The sequence below is a fragment of the Halopseudomonas salegens genome, assembly GCF_900105655.1.
In the GTDB taxonomy this organism is placed as follows: domain Bacteria; phylum Pseudomonadota; class Gammaproteobacteria; order Pseudomonadales; family Pseudomonadaceae; genus Halopseudomonas; species Halopseudomonas salegens.
Genome location: NZ_LT629787.1, coordinates 674,696 through 694,569, shown reverse-complemented (window position 1 = coordinate 694,569; position 19,874 = coordinate 674,696). Strand labels below are relative to the sequence as shown.

The following is a 19,874-nucleotide window of genomic DNA, read 5'->3' as shown; positions in this document are numbered from 1 at the left end:
TGAATGACAGAAACACACCCAGCATTGCCCTTCATTATTGGTCTCACTGGCGGCATTGGTAGCGGCAAAAGTGCAGCGGCTGACCGTTTTGCCCAAGCGCACGGAATCCATGTCGTCGATGCCGATCACAAATCCCGTGTTGTCGTAGAGCCCGGTCGACCGGCATTGCACCGAATTGTCGATCGCTTTGGTCAACATGTTCTGGACAACTCAGGTGCGTTGAATCGTGCAGAGTTACGTCGCCTCGTCTTTGCAGACCCGGCGGAGCGTAAATGGCTTGAGCAGCTCCTGCACCCGCTGATCAGAGATGAGATTGCAGCCGATCTGGCTGCCAGCAAGTCAGCCTATGCATTGCTGGTATCTCCTTTGTTGGTGGAGTCGACGCAACGCAATCTGGTCCGACGAATTCTGGTTATTGATGCCCCGGAGGCCATTCAGATCAGTCGCACGATGCAGCGCGACCAAGTGCCGGAAGCCCAGGTCAAGGCCATCATGCAGGCTCAGGCAGAACGAGAGGAGCGCCTGCGCCATGCGCATGACGTCATCGTGAACGACCGTGACCTTGCTGCCCTGCATGCACAGGTGGATACACTGCACAGGCATTACCTTACCCTCGCACAAGGAGCCAGCACATGACCCTGACGGTCGAATGCCCTACCTGCAAGGCGCCAGTGAGCTGGGATACCAACTTTCCGGACCGGCCTTTCTGTTCGCCTCGCTGCCGCCTGATCGATCTGGGCGCCTGGGCCGCGGAGGAGCACGTCATCAACGGCACTGACGACCAGGAAGACGAGCTTTTCTCCGAGGACTTCCCGAAACAATGAGTCGCGCTCAGCGCATCCATGTCGTGGCGGCGGTAATCCGCAACCATCAACAGCAGATCCTGCTCGCCCGCAGACCCGAACATGCACATCAGGGTGGCCTCTGGGAATTCCCCGGCGGCAAGCTGGAGCAGGGTGAATCACCCTATGCCGGTCTGTGCCGTGAGCTGCATGAAGAACTGGGCATTCAGGTGTCACAAGCACGCCCGTTGCTGGACATTAGCCACGACTACCCGGACAAGCAGATACGTCTGGATGTCTGGTTGGTTGAAGCTTTCAGCGGGGAACCCCATGGTGCCGAAGGACAACCCGTGCGCTGGGTCAACCAACAGGAATTGGCGCAATATCCACTGCCTGCGGCCAATGTGCCTATCGTCAACGCCGCCCGTTTACCCGAGTGTTACCTGATCACCCCGGATCTGCACAGTATTGTCGATCTTGTCCCTGCTATCGAACGGGCAATTGATAGCGGGCAGCGCCTGATCCAGATTCGTCAGACCCAATGGTCAGAGCAGACATACCGGCAAGCCAGCGAGCAGCTGGTCGCCCGTTTTGGCGATCAGGTTACTTTCATGCTCAAGGGCCCGCAGCCATTGTCATTGCCCGGGTGTGGATGGCATCTGACCGCCCGCCAGCTGACACACATGGCCGCAAACCCCGAATCAGGTACTGCCCTGCTTGCACGCTGTGAAGGGCCAATTGCCGCATCCTGCCATAATGCCGAGGAACTTGGCATGGCGGAACAACTGGGACTGGACTTTGCAACCCTTTCACCGCTACTGCCAACCGCCTCACATGCACAAGCCACGCCCATTGGATGGACCGCTGCGGCCGAGCTGCTCAAGGGCGTCAATATGCCTGTCTACTTGCTGGGCGGTCTGAAACCTGCTGACTGCTCCCTGGCTTTCCAGCACGGCGCCCAGGGAATAGCTGCAATTCGCGGACTCTGGCCATCGGCCAATTGAAAGATAGCCCCATGGGCTATCACCGGCTCAGTGCCGAGCCAGCCATTCCAGGTCCTCAGGACGGGTTACCTTGATGTTGTCGGCACGCCCTTCGACCAAGCGCGGCCGCTTACCTGCCCACTCGATGGCTGATGCTTCGTCAGTGATACTGACACCAGCCGCCAGCGCAGAACTCAAGGCCTGCTGCAGGTCCCCCAGACGGAACATCTGCGGTGTGTAAGCTTGCCAGAAGCGGCTGCGATCAGGGGTACTCTGCACTCGGCCATCGGTACCAACCTGCTTGAGGGTATCACGCACAGGTACTGCCAACAGACCACCAACCGGATCAGCGGCCAGGTGCTGCAGCAGCTTGTCGAGATCAGAACGGAGCAAATTGGGTCTGGCGGCGTCATGCACCAATACCCAATCGTTAGCCCGGGCACCTTGCTGTTGCAAGGCCTGCAAGCCATTAAGCACTGAATCTGCCCGTTCACGGCCCCCCCTGCAGCGCTGGATGCGGCCATCAGCGGCACAAGGAAGCTGTTCCCACCAGGCATCCTGGTCAGCCAGACAAACCATCAGCCCACATAAATCGGGATGGCCGAGGAAACAGTCCAGCGTGTGCTCGATCAACGCCCTGCCCTTCAGTGGCAGATATTGCTTGGGCCTGTCCGCCTGCATGCGCTGACCGATACCCGCTGCCGGAATAACGACCCAGAATGGTGTCGGCACCGTCATTCGCCACTCAGTTGAATCAGCACTTCGCCATCCTTGATCAGCCCCAACTCCTGTCGAGCTCGCTCCTCGATGGTTTCAAGCCCCTGTTTGAGCTCGATCACCTCGGCGGTGAGCGTACGATTTCGCTCTGCCAGCCGGCGGTTTTCGCGCTCCTGCTCCTGAATCTGCTGCTTCAGTTGAGCAACATGCCCCAGACTGCCCTCGCCGACCCACAGGCGATATTGCAGGCCAAGCAGGAGGGCGAGAGTAATGATCCAGAGCCATTTCATGTGGAGGCCTGATTAGCCACGGAATTCAGCACGACCCTTGTACGGCGCCTTGCCCGCCAGTTGCTCTTCAATACGCAGCAGCTGGTTGTACTTGGACACGCGATCCGAGCGGCACAGGGAGCCGGTCTTGATCTGACCGGCAGCGGTGCCGACGGCAAGATCAGCAATGGTGCTGTCTTCGGTTTCGCCGGAGCGGTGCGAGATAACGGCGGTGAAGCCGGCGGCCTTGGCCATCTGGATGGCTTCCAGGGTTTCGGTCAGGGAACCGATCTGGTTGAATTTGATCAGGATCGAGTTGCCGATCTTCTCGTCGATGCCGCGCTTGAGGATTTTGGTGTTGGTTACAAACAGATCGTCACCCACCAGCTGCACCTTGTCGCCGATCTTGTCGGTCAGTACTTTCCAGCCGGCCCAGTCGGACTCATCCATACCATCTTCAATCGAGATGATCGGATAGCGCTCACTCAGGCCCGCCAGGTAGTCGGCAAAACCGGCAGCATCGAATACCTGACCTTCACCAGCCAGATCGTATTTGCCATCCTTGTAGAACTCGCTGGAAGCGCAATCGAGTGCCAGGGTCACGTCATCACCCAGGGTATAGCCGGCATTGGCAACGGCTTCGGCAATGGCAGCCAGAGCATCTTCATTGGACGCCAGGTTGGGAGCAAAACCACCCTCATCACCGACGGCGGTGCTCAGGCCACGGGCCTTGAGCACGGCTTTCAGGTGATGGAAGATTTCCGCCCCCATGCGCAGGGCGTCGGCAAAGGTCTTGGCGCCAACCGGCTGCACCATGAACTCCTGAATGTCGACGTTATTGTCAGCATGCTCGCCACCGTTGATGATGTTCATCATGGGGACCGGCATGGAGTACACACCCGGGGTGCCGTTCAGCTCGGCGATGTGTGCATACAGCGGCACGCCTTTGGCCTGGGCGGCAGCCTTGGCGGCGGCCAGAGAGACGGCAAGAATAGCGTTGGCGCCCAGCTTGGCCTTGTTTTCGGTGGCGTCCAGCTCGATCATCGCCTGGTCCAGGCCACGCTGATCAGTCGCATCGCGACCCACCAGCAACTCACGGATCGGGCCATTGATATTGGCGACTGCCTTGAGCACGCCCTTGCCCATATAGCGGCTCTTGTCACCATCACGCAGCTCAAGGGCTTCACGCGAGCCTGTAGAGGCACCGGAGGGAGCGCAGGCGCTGCCAAGAATATTGCCTTCGACAATCACGTCAGCTTCAACAGTGGGGTTGCCGCGCGAGTCGAGAACTTCGCGGCCCTTGATATCAATAATCTTTGCCATGGTTGCTGCTTGCTCCATTCAATAACGGTCAGTCGAATTCAGGATAGGGGTGTCAGGCGGTTTCCAGCGTAGGGAAACCCTTGACCAGATCGTCCAGCGTTTTCAGCTGGGTCAGGAAGGGTTCCAGCTTGTCCAGCCGCAGGGCACAAGGACCATCACACTTGGCGTTGTCCGGGTCGGGGTGCGCTTCGAGGAACAGGCCGGCCAGGTTCTGGCTGATGCCGGCCTTGGCCAGATCCGTCACCTGGGCGCGACGTCCACCGGCGGAATCGGCACGCCCGCCGGGCATTTGCAGGGCATGGGTCACATCGAAGAACACCGGATGGCCCATCTGCTTCATGATGCCGAAGCCGAGCATATCCACCACCAGGTTGTTGTAGCCAAAACTGGTTCCACGCTCACACAGGATCAAGCGGTCATTGCCGGCGTCTTCACACTTGCGCAGGATATGCTGCATTTCCTGCGGGGCCAGGAACTGGGCTTTCTTGATATTGATCACCGCACCGGTTTTGGCCATTGCCACCACCAGGTCGGTCTGCCGCGACAGAAACGCCGGCAGCTGAATAATGTCACAGACCTCGGCTACCGGGGCAGCTTGATGCGGTTCGTGGACATCGGTAATTACCGGCACACCGAAGGTCTGCTTGATCTCTTCAAAGATCTTCAACCCTTCATCCAGCCCGGGGCCACGATAGGAACTGATCGACGAGCGATTGGCCTTGTCGAAGCTCGCCTTGAATACATAGGGCATGCCCAGCCTGGCGGTAACGTCGACATAGGTCTCGCAAATGCGCAAAGCCATATCTCGCGATTCCAGCACATTCATGCCACCGAACAGCACCATTGGCCGATCGTTGGCGATTTCAATATTGCCGACTTGGACGGTCTTCTGTTGCATGCGTTGACCTCAATTGGGCTTATTGTGCTGGGCCAACGCCGCATTGACGAAACCACTGAACAACGGGTGACCATAACGCGGGGTCGAGGTGAATTCAGGGTGGAACTGACAGGCGACAAACCAGGGGTGGTCAGCCACTTCCACAACCTCCACCAGGGCACCATCCACCGAACGACCCGACACCTTGAGTCCGGCTGCCTGCAACTCGGGCAGCAGCACATTGTTGACTTCGTAGCGATGACGATGGCGCTCGACAATGACATCCTTTGCATAGCAATCATGGGCTTTGGAGCCCGGCTCCAGCGCACACTCTTGCCCCCCCAGGCGCATGGTGCCACCCAGGTCAGAGTCTTCACTACGTTGTTCTTTGGAGCCGGTTGCCGTCTGCCATTCAGTGATCAGACCAATCACCGGATGCCCACTGGTCTTGTCGAATTCGGTGGAGTTGGCATCCTCCCAGCCGAGCTGACTGCGAGCATACTCAATGACTGCCACCTGCATGCCAAGACAGATACCCAGATAGGGAATCCTGTTTTCACGGGCATAACGCACAGTGGCAATCTTGCCTTCCACGCCGCGCTGACCAAAGCCACCGGGGACCAGGATGGCATCGACGTCCTTGAGCAGTCCGGTGCCCTGATTTTCAATATCTTCCGAATCGATGTAGCGCAAATTGACCTTGGTGCGACTCTGGATACCGGCATGGCTGAGTGCTTCAATCAGCGATTTGTAGGCATCCAGCAGCTCCATATATTTGCCGACCATGGCGATGGTTACTTCATGCTCGGGGTTGAGTTTGGCATCGACGACCCGATCCCACTCACTCAGATCGGCCCCACCGCAATCCAGGCCGAAGCGCTCGATGACAAAATCATCCAGCCCTTGCGCATGCAAAACACCGGGGATCTTGTAGATGGTATCGACATCTTCCAGACCGATAACCGCGCGTTCTTCCACGTTGGTGAACAGCGCAATCTTGCGCCGTGACGACAGGTCAATCGGATGATCGGAGCGGCAGATGAGCACATCAGGCTGCAAGCCGATGGAGCGCAGCTCTTTCACCGAGTGCTGGGTCGGCTTGGTCTTGGTCTCGCCCGCCGTCGCAATGTAAGGCACCAGGGTCAGGTGCATCAGCATGGCACGCTTGGCGCCTACTTCCACACGCAACTGACGGATGGCTTCGAGGAAGGGCTGGGATTCGATATCACCCACGGTACCGCCGATTTCCACCAGGGCCACGTCGGCGTCGCCGGCACCCTTGATGATGCGACTCTTGATCTCATCGGTAATATGCGGGATGACCTGGATGGTTGCACCGAGATAATCACCCCGGCGCTCCTTGCGCAGCACATCTTCATACACCCGGCCGGTGGTGAAGTTGTTCGAGCGACTCATGGTCGAGCTGATAAAGCGCTCGTAGTGACCCAGGTCGAGGTCGGTTTCCGCGCCATCATGGGTGACAAACACCTCACCATGCTGGAAGGGACTCATGGTGCCGGGGTCGACGTTGATATAGGGGTCAAGCTTGAGCATGGTGACCTTGAGGCCCCGCGCTTCAAGGATCGCCGCCAGCGATGCCGAGGCGATGCCCTTGCCCAAAGAAGATACAACACCACCCGTGACGAAGATGTAGCGCGTCATGAAAAACCCGTGATTGAACTGTTAGGCGGCAGCGCCGCAGGGAATCGAAGGGAGGCTTGGGGATGGCTTCCCAAAGTCTCGTCAAGATGGGAAGTCAGGATACCAGAGGCCCGGGGTTTGCTCAATCCTCAAGGCAGCCAACCAGGGGTTCCCAGACAAGGGACCAGGCGCAATGCCGGATACGGTTGCAGTATTCGGCTGTGTGCCAACGGCCGCCAATACTGACCAATTGTCCGTCACAGTAAATCAGGGGGATCGCTGGCCGAAGCCAGGCGGGTAGCTGCGCCTCCTGCAACAATGCCTTGAGGCTTTTTTGCGGCCGGCCAGGCAACTGCACCAGTTCTCCACCCTGACGATAACGAAGCTGCCAGTCACCAGGCCATGGCAAAGAATCCCGGGCACTGGATTGATGCAACCGGCCATTGCCCGCCGCCAGCCGCATTTGCGCCTGATCCAGCAACGGCTCTGCTTCACCTGCCGGGATACCAGACGCTGGCAGCAACCATATACTTCCCCGGGATATCTCCAATCGGGCATCCGGCAGCTGCCAGTGAGGTTGACGGTCTTGCGCTGACAACAACTGGGCCTGCAATCCCTGCAAGTGGCGTTGATCCGGTAGCCGACAGCCATACTGCAGCAACCAGTACCGCAGCACATTGCGCTGGCGGGGTGGGGTCAAACGCTGAACACCCGCCAGATCCAGCGCAGCAAAGCTCCGTAACCAGGGATCAGTGGACACACTCCGAACCGCAGCTTCATCCTCCGCTGCCAGCTCATCCAGCAATTGATTGGCTTCAGCTGCATGGCCGGCCAGGCGCAACAGACTGCCAGGCGCTTGCGGCCATTTCCGGGTCAGCATTGGCAGCGCCTGGTGTCGCAACCAGCTACGGGCAAAACGCGGGTCACTGTTAGCGGGGTCTTCAACCCAGGTCAGATTGCGGGTGCGCAGCCAGTGCTGCAAGTCAGCCCGGCGATAGTTCAGCAATGGCCGAAACAGCTCTCCGCACCCCAGAGGACGACGCTGTGGCATACCGGCCAAGCCTCGCAGCCCGGTACCTCGCAGCAAACGCAAAGACAGGGTTTCTACCTGATCATCCTGATGCTGAGCCAACAGCATGACCTCGTCAGCGCCAAGCAGCCGGGCAAATACCTGATAACGGGCATCTCGTGCCGCCTGCTCGATATTGCTGTCAGCCGTCAGCGTTATCCGCTGACAGTGAAATGGAATGCCGCGCTCGGCACAAGCGCGGTTACAGACAGCCGCCCATTTATCAGCGTCAGCATGCAGGCCATGATGGATATGAATTGCCTTGAGCGGGGGCAGCTGTTCGCGCACGTCACCCAGCGCTTGCAGCAAAGCCATGGAATCGGCACCACCAGACAAGGCAAGCCATAGCGCCGGAGCTTGCCGCACCGGCCCGAGAGCCGCAAGCAGCGCCTCGGGACTGAAGGGCGGCATAGCCATGAATTACTTGATACCGAAGGCCATCAAGCGCTGGTAGCGGCTGTCGAGCAACTCGTCATCAGACTTGGCCTGCAGCTTGTCCAGTTCGGCCAGGAGTTGCTTCTTGATGGTATCGGCGGTTTTAACCGGATCTCGATGGGCACCACCAAGCGGCTCGGGAATCAGGTTATCAACCAGACCCAACTCCTTCAGACGTGGTGCAGTCATCCCCATGGCTTCAGCCGCATCGCTGGCCTTTTCTGACTTCTTCCACAGAATCGAGGCACAGCCTTCCGGTGATATCACCGAGTAGGTGGAGTATTGCAGCATCATCAAACGGTCGCAGACGCCAATTGCCAAGGCCCCGCCGGAGCCACCTTCACCAATCACGGTAGCGATTATCGGTGTTTTCAACCGCGACATGACTTGCAGATTCCACGCGATAGCTTCGCTCTGGCCACGCTCTTCGGCATCAATACCCGGATAAGCGCCAGGCGTATCGATAAAGGTCAGAATCGGGAGTTTGAAGCGCTGGGCCATTTCCATCAGTCGGCACGCCTTGCGATAACCTTCCGGCTTCGGCATGCCAAAGTTGCGACGGACTTTCTCTTTGACGTCGCGACCTTTCTGATGCCCGATCACCATCACCGGGCGCCCCTCGAGACGGGCCAGGCCACCAACAATGGCGGCATCGTCGGCAAAATGTCGATCGCCGTGCAGCTCTTCAAAGTCGGTGAATATATGTTTGACGTAATCCAGGGTGTAGGGGCGCTGCGGGTGGCGCGCAAGCTGGGCAATCTGCCAGCTGCTCAGGCTGCCGAAGATGTTCTCGGTCAGCGACTTGCTCTTTTCCTGCAGCTTGTTGATCTCTTCGCTGATATTGATCGAGTTGTCGCTACCGACCAAACGCAGCTCTTCAATCTTGGCCTGCAGATCGGCAATTGGCTGTTCAAATTCCAGGTATTTCTGGCTTCTGCTCATAAGCGTCCATTATCCACGTCTGCTGACGTCCTAAAAGTTGTTTTCCATAGCCTAACACAGCGCACCAGCGCTGTGAGCTGCACGCTACCCGCAACTGGCGGCAAGCGGTTATGAGCTGGCTTGTTAGCTTGCTGCTTCAAGCTCGCAATACCACAAGACTCCGCCTAGCGGTATTGCAAGGAGACGCAGTCTTTGCCCAGTTGGTCACGCAGATGTTGCACCAATTCATCTGCCGGTTCGACCCGCCACTCGTCGCCAAGGCGCAACTCGGCTGTAGCATCCGGGTGTTGCAGGTCAATACTTACCGCACAATTACCCTGATATTGCTTGAGCAGTCCCGCCATGTGTTGCAGACAATCCGGCCCGTGACGCACGCTGTCCAGCTTGATCCGCACACTGTCAAGCAGACTGGAACGCGCCTCCTCCAGGCTCATGACGCGCTTGGCCCGCATCCGCAGACCGCCGGAAAAGTCATCCACGGCCACTTCCCCTTCGACAACCAGCAAGGCATCTTTTTGCAGCAACGCCTGTGCAGCCTGGAATGCTTCGGCAAACAGAGAAGCTTCAATCCGTGCCGAACGGTCATCCAGAGTCACAAAACCAACCTTGTCCCCCCGCTTGTTCTTCATAACCCGAAGATCAAATACCAGGCCGGCAATGGTCTGGCTGTCGCGCGATGGTTTGAGGTCGAGAATGCGTTGCCGTGCAAAGCGGCGCACCTCCTGTTCATATTCGTCAATCGGATGGCCAGTCAGGTAAAGACCCAGCGTATCTTTCTCTCCGCGCAGACGATCCTTGAAATTCCACTCACGCACCTTGCGATAACTTTCATACACATCCCGTTCAGTAGACGGGCCCAGCAGGTCACCAAACAGGTCATCATGCCCGCTATCGGCACTTTTCGCGGTCTGCTCGGCAGATGCCATGGCCTCTTCCATCGCCGCCATCAGGGTCGCGCGGTTGCGGTCGATCTGTTCCAGATAGGCGTCCTGCTCGGTAGCAAAGAAAGGACCCAGCGAATCCAGTGCGCCACTGCGGATCAAGGCTTCCATCACCCGCTTGTTGATTCGCTTGAGGTCAACCCGGGCGCAAAAGTCGAACAGGTTCTCGTATGGTCCGCCGGCCTGACGGGTTTCCACGATCGTTTCCACCGGACCTTCCCCGACGCCCTTGATCGCGCCCAGGCCATAGACCACGTCACCCGCCTCATCAACGGTAAACTTGTACTCCGACACATTGACGTTCGGGGCCTTGATGCGCAGCTTCATGCTGCGACATTCCTCAATCAGCGTCACCACCTTGTCGGTGTTGTGCATATCTGCCGAGAGCACCGCAGCCATAAAGGGTGCCGGGTAATGCGCCTTGAGCCAGGCGGTCTGGTAGGAAACCAGGCCATAGGCCGCCGAGTGCGACTTGTTGAACCCGTAACCGGCAAACTTTTCCACCAGATCAAAGATATTACCTGCCAGCTCAGCGTCAATTCCATTATTCTCACAGCCATCCAGGAAAACCGCCCGTTGCTTGGCCATTTCCTCGGGCTTTTTCTTGCCCATGGCGCGGCGCAGCATGTCGGCACCACCCAGGGTGTAACCGGCCATGACCTGAGCAATCTGCATCACCTGTTCCTGATACAGGATGATGCCGTAAGTCGGCGCCAGTACAGGCTTGAGCCCGTCGTACTGATAGTTAGGGTGTGGGTAGGAAACGACTTCACGACCATGTTTGCGATTGATAAAGTCATCGACCATGCCTGACTGCAACGGGCCCGGACGAAACAGCGCGACCAGTGCGATCAGATCTTCCAGACAATCCGGCTTGAGCTTCTTGATCAGCTCCTTCATGCCGCGCGATTCCAGCTGGAAAACGGCAGTGGTTTCCGCTTTCTGCAGCATGCGATAGGTCGGCGCATCATCCAGCGGAATGAAGTCGATATTCAGCGGTGCTTCATCCTGCTCGGCCCGCGTCCGGTTGATGGTCTCCAGCGCCCACTTGATAATGGTCAGGGTACGCAGCCCGAGGAAGTCAAACTTGACCAGGCCTGCGGACTCGACATCATCCTTGTCAAACTGGGTCACCAGGCCGCCGCCCGACTCGTCACAATACAGCGGCGCGAAGTCAGTCAGCTTGGTCGGCGCAATCACCACCCCGCCGGCATGCTTGCCAACATTACGGGTAATGCCTTCCAGTTTCAGCGCCATGTCCCAGATTTCCTGCGCCTCCTCGTCAGCCGCGAGGAATTCACGCAGCGGCTCTTCCTGTTCGAAGGCCTTGGCCAGGGTCATGCCGACTTCGAACGGGATCATCTTCGACAGCTTGTCCGCCAGCCCGTAGGACTTGCCCTGCACCCGTGCCACATCACGGACAACCGCCTTGGCCGCCATGGTGCCGAAGGTAATGATCTGGGACACCGCATTACGGCCGTAAGTCTCAGCCACATAGTCGATCACCCGGTCACGGCCTTCCATGCAGAAGTCGACATCAAAGTCGGGCATCGATACCCGTTCCGGATTGAGGAAGCGCTCGAACAGCAGGTCGTACTGCAACGGATCAAGGTCGGTAATCAGCAGCGAATAGGCGACCAGCGAACCGGCCCCGGAGCCCCGGCCCGGCCCGACGGGTACGCCGTTCTGCTTGGCCCACTTGATAAAGTCCATAACGATCAGGAAGTAGCCGGGAAAGCCCATCTGGTTGATGATATCGAGCTCGAAATTGAGCCGGTCGACATACACCTGACGCTTCTGTTCGTAATCCGGGGTATCCGCCGGCAACACGACCTTGAGGCGCTCTTCCAGGCCCTCGAAAGAGACCTTCTTGAAGAACTCCTCCAGGGTCATGCCCTCGGGAATCGGGAAATCAGGCAGGAAATAGGTACCCAGCTGTACATTGATATTGCAGCGTCTGGCGATCTCGACACTGTTTTCCAGCGCTACCGGCAAGTCGGCAAACAGCTCGGCCATTTCTGCCGGAGTCTTCAGGTATTGCTCTTCACTGTACTGACGAACCCGACGTGGATCGTCCAGCGCTCGCCCCTCACCAATACAGACCCGGGTTTCATGGGCTTCGTAATCCTCTCGCTTGAGGAAACGTACATCATTGGTCGCCACCACCGGGCAACCCGTTCGCGCGGCAAGGGCAACGGCAGCATGCACATGCTCTTCATCGTTGGGCCGGGCTGTGCGTTGCAACTCAAGATAGAAGCGATCAGGAAAAGCCTGCATCCACCAGGCCAGCAATTCATCGGCCAATTGCGGGTTGGACGACAGCAAAGCCAGACCGATTTCCCCCTCCTTGGCTCCGGACAAGGCAATCAGTCCCTCAGAGGCATCCGCAATCCATTCCCGCTGCAAGGTGGCCAGGCCGTTGCGCTGGCCTTCGGTAAAACCACGGGAAATCAGCTCGGTCAGGTTGCGATAACCACGGTCATTCATCGACAGCAGGGTCATGCGCGTCAGCTGGCTGTCATCCTCCAGCCCACGCAGCCAGACATCGACACCGGAAATCGGCTTCAGGCCGGCGCCCATGGCACCACGATAGAATTTGACCAGGCTGCACATATTGCCCTGGTCGGTCACTGCTACCGCCGGCATTCCTGCCTCTGCTACCGCCTTGATCAAGGGTTTTACCTTGACCAGCCCATCAACCAGGGAGTATTCGCTGTGGACGCGCAGATGGACAAAAGTAGCGGACATGGGATTCCTGTCTTCGGATGAATCAAGGCTATCGATTGTACCCATGCCGCTCACAATTTGACACCAGCCGGGCGCGCTGCCGGCATTGGACTCAAATGCCGAGCAAGCGGCGCACCGGCCCGAATGAGCGCCGATGGATCGGTGTCGGACCCAATATTTCCAGGGCCTGCAAGTGCACCGGCGTAGGATAGCCCTTGTGCCCGGCGATACCGTAACCGGGGTACTCCCGATCCAGAATCTGCATCTCCCGATCCCGCGCCACCTTGGCCAGAATAGAGGCTGCTGCAATCGCCGGAACCCGGCTATCACCCTTGATAACCGCCTCTGCGGGCATCGGCAATGGGGGGCAACGGTTGCCATCTATCAGTACCCGATCCGGGCGAACCGACAAACCTGCAACAGCCCGCTGCATTGCCAGCATGGTCGCGTGAAGGATGTTCAACTGATCGATTTCTTCTACCTCTGCACGGGCAATACACCAGGCCAAGGCATTTTGTTGAATCAGGGGAAACAGAGCCTCACGACGCTTTTCCGTGAGTTTCTTCGAATCCTGCAAGCCTGCAACCGGCCTTTGCGGATCGAGAATGACCGCAGCGGTAACTACCGCACCACAGAGGGGGCCGCGCCCCACTTCATCCACTCCAGCCACCCGCTCATCATCCGTTGCCGCCAAACTCCACTCCATTGCCAACTGGTTCATGCCCGCCCCCGGGCAATCAAGAGTTCAGTTACGGCATCAGCCGCCGCCTGATCAGCATCACGCCGCAGCATTTGGTGCAAACGAAGGTAATCGGCCATTACCTGCTCCCGGGTGTCAGTGGCTTGCAGGCGTTCCAGTAACGCAGCCCCCATCGCTTCGGGTGTAGCCGCATCCTGGAGAAACTCGGGTGCCACTTCTCGCCCGGCGAGAAGATTGGGCAAGGCCACATACTCAACCTTGACCAGCCGACTGAGAATTTTGAAGGTCAATCCGGCCATCCGGTATGCCACCACCATCGGCCGTTTGAACAGCATGGCCTCCAGAGTAGCGGTTCCCGAAGCAATCAAGACGGCATCACAGGACGCCAACGCCTCATGGGCCTGACCATCAAGCAGGGTCAGCGGCAAGGTCAGGCCACTTTCGGCCAGAATCGCTTCCATCTGCAGACGGCGTTCAGCATTGGCGCAGGGCAGTACGAACCGCAGACCGGGATCACGCTGCAAACACCAGTTCGCAGTGTCCAGAAACAACCGCCCCAGCTTGCGGAGCTCACCATTGCGACTGCCGGGCATGAGCGCCAGCACCCTTGCCTCGGTATCCAGCCCCAATTTTCTTCGCGCCGCCTCACGGTCAGGCTGCAATGGAATCTCATCGGCCAGAGTATGCCCGACACAGCGCACCATGACACCATGTTGCTGGTAGACCGCCTGTTCAAAAGGAAACAGCGTGAGCATCAGGTCAGTTGATTGTTTGATACCCAGTACGCGCTTCTCGCGCCAGGCCCACACTGACGGACTGACATAATGCACAGTCGCAATCCCTGCATCACGCAGACGCCGCTCCACGCCCAGAGTAAAATCCGGCGCGTCGATGCCGATAAATACATCCGGCTTTTCCTGACGGAGAAAATCGACCAGTTCACGGCGAATACGCAGTAACTCGCGCAAACGGCCCAGGACCTCAACCAGCCCCATAACCGACAGCCGCTCCATGGGCACCTGTGACACCAGTCCGGCAGACTGCATGCGCGGCCCGCCGATACCGATAAAACGAGCGTTGGGGAAGCGTTCGCGCAGCGCCTTGATCAGACCAGCGCCCAGCGTGTCACCGGAGGCCTCGCCAGCCACCAGGGCAACGCACAGCGGCCGCTCGGAAGCTTGCATGGTCAGCGCGTGATGCCGCGCGTCGAGGCGATAATGGAATCGCGGTAAACCGCGATTTCGGCATATTCTTCAGCGCTGGCCTGCAACTCCTGCAAGGCTTGCTGCAAAGTCAGGCCCTGCCGATAAACCACCTTGTAGGCACGCCTTAGCGCGGCAACCAGCTCTGGACTGTAACCCCGTCGACGCATACCCTCGAAGTTCATGCCGTGCGCGCTGGCCGGATTGCCCCCAACCATGACATAGGCTGGAATATCCTTGAACACTGCACTGTTTGCAGCACTCATCGACCAGGGACCAATCTGGCAAAATTGATGAACGGTTGTATAACCACCCAGGATCGCACCGTCAGCCACTTGCACGTGACCAGCGATCGTCGCGTTGTTGGCCATGATAATGTCGTTGCCAAGCACGCAATCATGGGCAACATGCACGTATGCCATCAGTAAATTGCGGTGCCCAATCCGGGTCACAGCCTGATCTTGCACCGTACCGCGGTGCAGGGTGCAGCCTTCACGGATAACGTTGTCGTCACCGATCTCGAGCCGGGTCGGTTCACCGTTGTATTTTTTGTCCTGACAGTCTTCGCCTACCGAAGCAAACTGGAAAATGCGGTTGCGTTGGCCGATTCGGGTCGGCCCCTTGATGACCACATGGGGGCCAATAACCGTGCCGGAACCAATCTCTACATCCGGGCCAATCAGAGTCCAGGGCCCAACGTCGACATCATCAGCCAGTCGGGCGCCGGGATCAACGATCGCCTGGGGATGAATTCGACTCATATCTTGCGTTCCGCACAAACGATTTCGGCTGAACAGGCTTCTTTGCCGTCAACACTGGCGCGACAGGCAAATTTCCAGATACCTCGCCGATCACTCAGATACTGGGCTTCCAACTGAAGCTGGTCACCGGGCACCACCGGCTGACGAAAACGCAGCTTGTCGGAACCGACGAAGTAATACAGGGTGCCATCTTCCGGTTTCACATTCATCATCTTGAACCCGAGCAGACCTGCCGCCTGGGCCATGGCCTCGATAATCAGGACACCGGGCATGATCGGGTGCTGCGGAAAATGTCCGTTGAAAAATGGCTCGTTGACCGAGACATTCTTGTAGGCATGTATGCGTTTGGCCTCCAGATCCAGCTCGGATACCCGATCCACCAACAGAAAGGGATATCGGTGGGGTAGAAACTGTTTTATTTCGTTAATGTCCATGTTCTTAGCAGGCCTTGCGCAAAAGGTTTGGATGAGCCCGTAGGCGGGTTCAAGCGTCTGATGAGTCCGCAGCCGACGAAGTCACGTCAGCCAGTTGTTTCTCGAGTTGCTGGACCCGCTTGAACAAGCCATCCAACTGGCGCAATCGGGCTGCGCTCTTTCTCCAGTCCGCGACCGTTTGCATGGCGGTACCGGATGAATAGGCACCCGGCTCGGTAATCGAGCGGGTGACCATGGTCATACCCGTGACAAAGGCGTGATCACAGACTTCAATATGTCCGACCATGCCCACACCACCGGCGATGGTGCAATGTCTGCCGATCCGCGTGCTGCCGGAAATACCCACACAGGCGGCCATGGCGGTATGCTCACCGACGTGTACGTTGTGGGCAATCTGGATCTGATTGTCCAGCTTGACGCCATTGGCAATAACAGTGTCGGACAGCGCCCCGCGATCGATGGTGGTATTGGCGCCGATATCGACATCATCACCGATCAGGACCCCTCCAATCTGGGCAATTTTCTCCCACTGTCCCTGATTATTGGCAAAACCGAAGCCTTCCGAACCGATTACCGCCCCGGATTGAATGCTGACGCGCTTGCCGATCTGCACATCATGATAAAGCGTGACCCGGGGAGCCAGCCAGCCCTCCTCCCCTATATGCGAACGGGCACCGACAAAGCTCTGCGCACCGACCATCACACGCGCTGCAATCACCACCCCATCCTCAATCACGACCCCGGCTCCGATACTCGCCGTCGGGTCAATATGGGCGCTGGCGGCAATCACCGCTGTCGGGTGAATGCCAGCCGCTGCTTTAGGCTTGCGATCAAAATGATGCGACAGGCGCGCATAGGTCAGGTAGGGATCTGCAACAATCAGGGCGTTACCCCCAAAGCCTGCAGCATCACTTTCGCGCAGCAACACCGCGCCGGCCCGAGTGTCGGCAAGGTATTTGCGGTACTGACTGTTGGCCAGAAAACTCAAATCCTGCGGCTCTGCTTGCTGCAAAGTCGCCAGGCCACTAATGCGCTGATTGCCATCACCCTGTAACCGAGCGTCCAGACGCTCGGCCAATTGGATGAGGGTAAGCGTGTCAGGCTGACTCATGAACGCTTCAACGCGAACTGTTCAGACGCTCGATTACCTGATTGGTAATATCGCGATCAGGGGTAACGTGCACAACTGCGCTGGCATCCAGCACCAGATCGTAATCATTGCTATCGATGATGGTTTCAATCACCGAATTGAGGCGCGGCTGCAGCTGTTCCAGCATCTGCCGATCAGCCGCCTGCTTGGCTTCCTGCAGTTGCTGGGCCTGCTGTTCACGCTCACGGGCACGCTGACGGAATTCCAGTTCGAGCTTTTCCAGCTCGTCCTGTTCCAGGCGATCACGTTCAGCCTGACCACGCTCCTGCAAACGACGCATCTCGCGCTCAAGGTTTTGCAGGCGCTGCACCTGGCTGCCCAGACGCTCTTCCATCTCGGCGGAATGTCGCTTGGCCGCGTCAGACTCCATGACGGCGCGCTCGTAGTTGATAACCGCAATTTTCATTTCGGCAGCGGCGGGCAAGGTCACCCCGACAAGGGCTACCAAGGCAATGGTTTTAAACAAATTTCGCACTTAACATCACTCCTGCTGGTTTTGTATTTGTAAGGCGACCCCGGATCAGAACGACTGACCCAATGTAAACTGGAAAAACTGTGTGCTATCACCTGACTGATCATTCAGCGCCGTACCCAGACTGAAACCAAGCGGGCCCAGAGCAGTCAGCCAGTTCAGTCCAAGACCCGCACTGTAACGCAACTCGCCCAGATCAAGATCACCACAACCGCTGTTCTCATCACCATTGACCAGTACTTCATTGGTGCAATAGGTATCGTACACGTTGCCCGCGTCAATAAAGACCACGGTGCGCAAGGAGCGCTGGTCCGCTATGAAAGGCAAGGGAAACAGCAACTCGACACCACCGGTAATCTTCACGTTACCACCGAAGGGCAAAGGGTCCTGATCCGGATCTGTCAGAGTACCCGGCGGGAAGCGAGGATCATCATCATTGCTGCGACTCGGTGTGCTGCGGGGACCCAGCGTATTATCACGGAAGCCACGCACCGAACCGATACCGCCGGCATAATAGTGCTCATAGAAGGGAAGTCGGCTGGTGTTGCCCATCCGGCCACCGAATCCCAGATCGGTATGCAAGCGCAGGGTAAGATCCTGGGTGAGCGGGAAGAAACGCTGACCACGATAGTCAAGGGTATAAAACTCGAGGTCACTACCCGGCAGAGTCACCGCAAAATTGAGGGATTGTGAACTGCCACGATCAGGAAACACACCGCGATTGAGCGTTGAGTGGGACCAGCCAGCATTGAATCGGTAGGTAAGGTGCTTCTCACCTTCCTCACGCAGAAAATCCTGAATCTCCAACACGGTATAGCGTCCGGTCTTGATCTCGTCGTGCTGCAGTGACAAGCCGAAAGACAAGCGCGAGTTCTCTGTCATCGGGTAGCCGATATTGAAGCCGCCACCAAAGGAATCAACAGCGTAGCTGGAAACATCCACATTCAGGCGATCATAATCGGTCGCGCGGTAAAAGGCATTGTAGCCCAGGCTGACCCCGTCCACTGTAAAGTAAGGGTCGAGGAATCCGAAAGACAGCGCTGTCTGGTATTCAGATCGGGTGGCACTGAAGTTAACCCGGTTACCGGTACCAAAGAAGTTGTTCTGGCTGATCGACCCACCCAGAATCAGACCAGTACCCTGGGCGAAGCCAAGGCTGGCGGTCACCGACCCGGAAGGCTGCTCTTCCACCGTGTAGTTGACGTCAACCAGGTCATCGCTACCAGGTACCTGGTTGGTTTCCACATCGACTTCACGGAAAAAGCCCAGGCGTTCCAGGCGGACCTTGGAGGCATCGATCAGGTGTGTAGATGCCCAACCGCCTTCCATTTGTCGCATCTCGCGGCGCAGTACCTCGTCATCTGTCTTGGTGTTGCCGCGGAAATTGATGCGGTTGACATAGGCGCGCTTGCCCGGATCAACATAGAAAGTCACCTCGACGGTCTTGTCCTCTTCGTTGACCTCGGGGATGCCGTTGACATTGGCAAAGGTATAGCCCTCGTTACCCAGGCGGCGACTGATCAAATCCGAGGTAGAGGTCAGTACCTGGCGCGAGAATATCTGACCCGGCGCTATCAGCAGCAAGTTACGGATGTCCTGCTCGCCTACTACCAGATCACCGGCGAGGGAGACATCATTTACCGTGTAACGATCACCTTCTTCAATGTTGACGGTAATGTAGACTTCTTTCTTGTCCGGAGTAATGGATACCTGGGTCGAGGCAATAGCCATGTTGATATAGCCGCGATCAAGGTAAAAAGAACGCAGACGTTCAAGATCACCCGACAGCTTCTCTCTTGAATAACGATCGCTGCTGCGCAGGAACTTCAGCCAGCGTCGGCTGGTCTTCAATTCAAACAGGTTGGTCAGTTCCTTGTTGCTGTAGACCGTGTTGCCGACAACATTGATATCGGCAATACGTGCCATTTCACCTTCATCAATGGTGATTTTCAGCGCCACCCGATTGCGCGGCTCAGGAATCACCTGGGCCTCGATATCAGCTGAATATCGACCCTGACCGACATATTGGCGCAACAGCTCATTGCGCACCCCTTCCAGGGTCGCTTGCTGGAAAATCTCACCTTCAGCCAGGCCCGCCGAACGCAGACCGGTCAGCAAATCTTCCGACTCGATGGCCTTGTTGCCTTCCAGCTCGATACTGGCAATGGCCGGCCGCTCGACAACGCGGATAACCAGCACGTCACCTTCACGGCCGAGCTGAATATCCTGAAAGAAACCCGTCTGAAACAGGGAGCGCGAGGCCTCGACCAAAGCACGCTCGTCTGCCTCATCACCAATATTCAATGGCAGGGCACTGAACACACTGCCAGCAGACACCCGTTGCAAACCGTTGACGCGAATATCATTGATCTGAAAAGCATCGGCGAAGACCGCTGGCGCGAAGAGGGTCAGCAAAAGCGCGGGCAAGAGGTAAGATTTCATGAATTCC

General features: G+C 57.6%; 18 protein-coding genes. 3 read left to right on the top strand and 15 right to left on the bottom strand.

Annotated features, from left to right (window positions below; genetic code table 11):
- Positions 1-3 precede the first annotated feature (3 nt).
- From coaE to BLU07_RS03090, 3 genes are read left to right on the top strand one after another with little or no spacing between them, the layout of a single operon-like run.
- Entirely contained in the window at positions 4-636 is a 633-nt protein-coding gene (gene coaE / locus BLU07_RS03100; RefSeq protein ID WP_092384055.1) for a dephospho-CoA kinase, read from the top strand.
- On the top strand, positions 633-824 hold the full coding sequence (gene yacG / locus BLU07_RS03095) for a DNA gyrase inhibitor YacG (protein WP_092384053.1): 192 nt from the start codon (positions 633-635) through the stop codon (positions 822-824). The genes coaE and yacG overlap by 4 nt, the downstream gene beginning before the upstream one ends.
- Entirely contained in the window at positions 821-1,786 is a 966-nt protein-coding gene (locus tag BLU07_RS03090) for a Nudix family hydrolase (protein WP_092384051.1), read from the top strand. The genes yacG and BLU07_RS03090 overlap by 4 nt, the downstream gene beginning before the upstream one ends.
- A 27-nt stretch (positions 1,787-1,813) precedes the next feature.
- Here the strand turns inward: BLU07_RS03090 and ispD are convergent, their stop codons facing one another.
- The 15 genes from ispD to bamA all read right to left on the bottom strand — a co-directional run bounded on the left by ispD (position 1,814) and on the right by bamA (position 19,867).
- Positions 1,814-2,503, bottom strand: coding sequence for a 2-C-methyl-D-erythritol 4-phosphate cytidylyltransferase (ispD, locus tag BLU07_RS03085; RefSeq protein ID WP_092384049.1), 690 nt, complete (start codon positions 2,501-2,503; stop codon positions 1,814-1,816).
- On the bottom strand, positions 2,500-2,772 hold the full coding sequence (locus BLU07_RS03080) for a septum formation initiator family protein (RefSeq protein WP_092384047.1): 273 nt from the start codon (positions 2,770-2,772) through the stop codon (positions 2,500-2,502). Before BLU07_RS03080 ends, ispD begins: the two co-directional genes overlap by 4 nt.
- Positions 2,773-2,784: 12 nt before the next feature.
- Positions 2,785-4,074: a phosphopyruvate hydratase gene (gene eno / locus BLU07_RS03075; protein WP_092384045.1), complete on the bottom strand. Its 1,290-nt coding sequence runs from the start codon at positions 4,072-4,074 to the stop codon at positions 2,785-2,787.
- A gap of 52 nt (positions 4,075-4,126) precedes the next feature.
- Positions 4,127-4,972: a 3-deoxy-8-phosphooctulonate synthase gene (gene kdsA, locus BLU07_RS03070; RefSeq protein ID WP_092384043.1), complete on the bottom strand. Its 846-nt coding sequence runs from the start codon at positions 4,970-4,972 to the stop codon at positions 4,127-4,129.
- Positions 4,973-4,981: 9 nt separating this feature from the next.
- Complete coding sequence (locus BLU07_RS03065; RefSeq protein WP_092384041.1) at positions 4,982-6,613, bottom strand: CTP synthase; 1,632 nt, start codon at positions 6,611-6,613, stop codon at positions 4,982-4,984.
- Between the two features lie 121 nt (positions 6,614-6,734).
- Complete coding sequence (gene tilS, locus BLU07_RS03060) at positions 6,735-8,078, bottom strand: tRNA lysidine(34) synthetase TilS (RefSeq protein WP_092384039.1); 1,344 nt, start codon at positions 8,076-8,078, stop codon at positions 6,735-6,737.
- Between the two features lie 3 nt (positions 8,079-8,081).
- Positions 8,082-9,038 carry an acetyl-CoA carboxylase carboxyl transferase subunit alpha gene (gene accA, locus BLU07_RS03055; protein WP_092384037.1) on the bottom strand — a complete coding sequence of 319 codons (957 nt, stop codon included), beginning with the start codon at positions 9,036-9,038 and terminating at the stop codon, positions 8,082-8,084.
- 164 nt (positions 9,039-9,202) lie between these two features.
- Complete coding sequence (gene dnaE / locus BLU07_RS03050) at positions 9,203-12,727, bottom strand: DNA polymerase III subunit alpha (protein WP_092384035.1); 3,525 nt, start codon at positions 12,725-12,727, stop codon at positions 9,203-9,205.
- Between the two features lie 91 nt (positions 12,728-12,818).
- Complete coding sequence (rnhB, locus tag BLU07_RS03045; RefSeq protein ID WP_092384033.1) at positions 12,819-13,427, bottom strand: ribonuclease HII; 609 nt, start codon at positions 13,425-13,427, stop codon at positions 12,819-12,821.
- Positions 13,424-14,590, bottom strand: coding sequence for a lipid-A-disaccharide synthase (gene lpxB, locus BLU07_RS03040; RefSeq protein WP_092384031.1), 1,167 nt, complete (start codon positions 14,588-14,590; stop codon positions 13,424-13,426). Before lpxB ends, rnhB begins: the two co-directional genes overlap by 4 nt.
- A gap of 2 nt (positions 14,591-14,592) precedes the next feature.
- Positions 14,593-15,369 (bottom strand): acyl-ACP--UDP-N-acetylglucosamine O-acyltransferase, encoded by a 777-nt coding sequence (lpxA, locus tag BLU07_RS03035; protein WP_092384029.1) that lies wholly within the window; start codon positions 15,367-15,369, stop codon positions 14,593-14,595.
- The gene (gene fabZ / locus BLU07_RS03030; RefSeq protein ID WP_092384027.1) at positions 15,366-15,803 is read right to left on the bottom strand and encodes a 3-hydroxyacyl-ACP dehydratase FabZ; all 438 of its coding nucleotides are present in this window, start codon (positions 15,801-15,803) and stop codon (positions 15,366-15,368) included. The genes lpxA and fabZ overlap by 4 nt, the downstream gene beginning before the upstream one ends.
- 49 nt (positions 15,804-15,852) lie before the next feature.
- Positions 15,853-16,914, bottom strand: a complete 1,062-nt coding sequence (gene lpxD, locus BLU07_RS03025; RefSeq protein ID WP_092384025.1) for a UDP-3-O-(3-hydroxymyristoyl)glucosamine N-acyltransferase — start codon at positions 16,912-16,914, stop codon at positions 15,853-15,855.
- Positions 16,915-16,921: 7 nt separating this feature from the next.
- Positions 16,922-17,428 carry an OmpH family outer membrane protein gene (locus tag BLU07_RS03020; RefSeq protein ID WP_092384023.1) on the bottom strand — a complete coding sequence of 169 codons (507 nt, stop codon included), beginning with the start codon at positions 17,426-17,428 and terminating at the stop codon, positions 16,922-16,924.
- Between the two features lie 45 nt (positions 17,429-17,473).
- Entirely contained in the window at positions 17,474-19,867 is a 2,394-nt protein-coding gene (gene bamA, locus BLU07_RS03015; RefSeq protein WP_092384021.1) for an outer membrane protein assembly factor BamA, read from the bottom strand.
- Between the last annotated feature and the right edge of the window lie 7 nt (positions 19,868-19,874).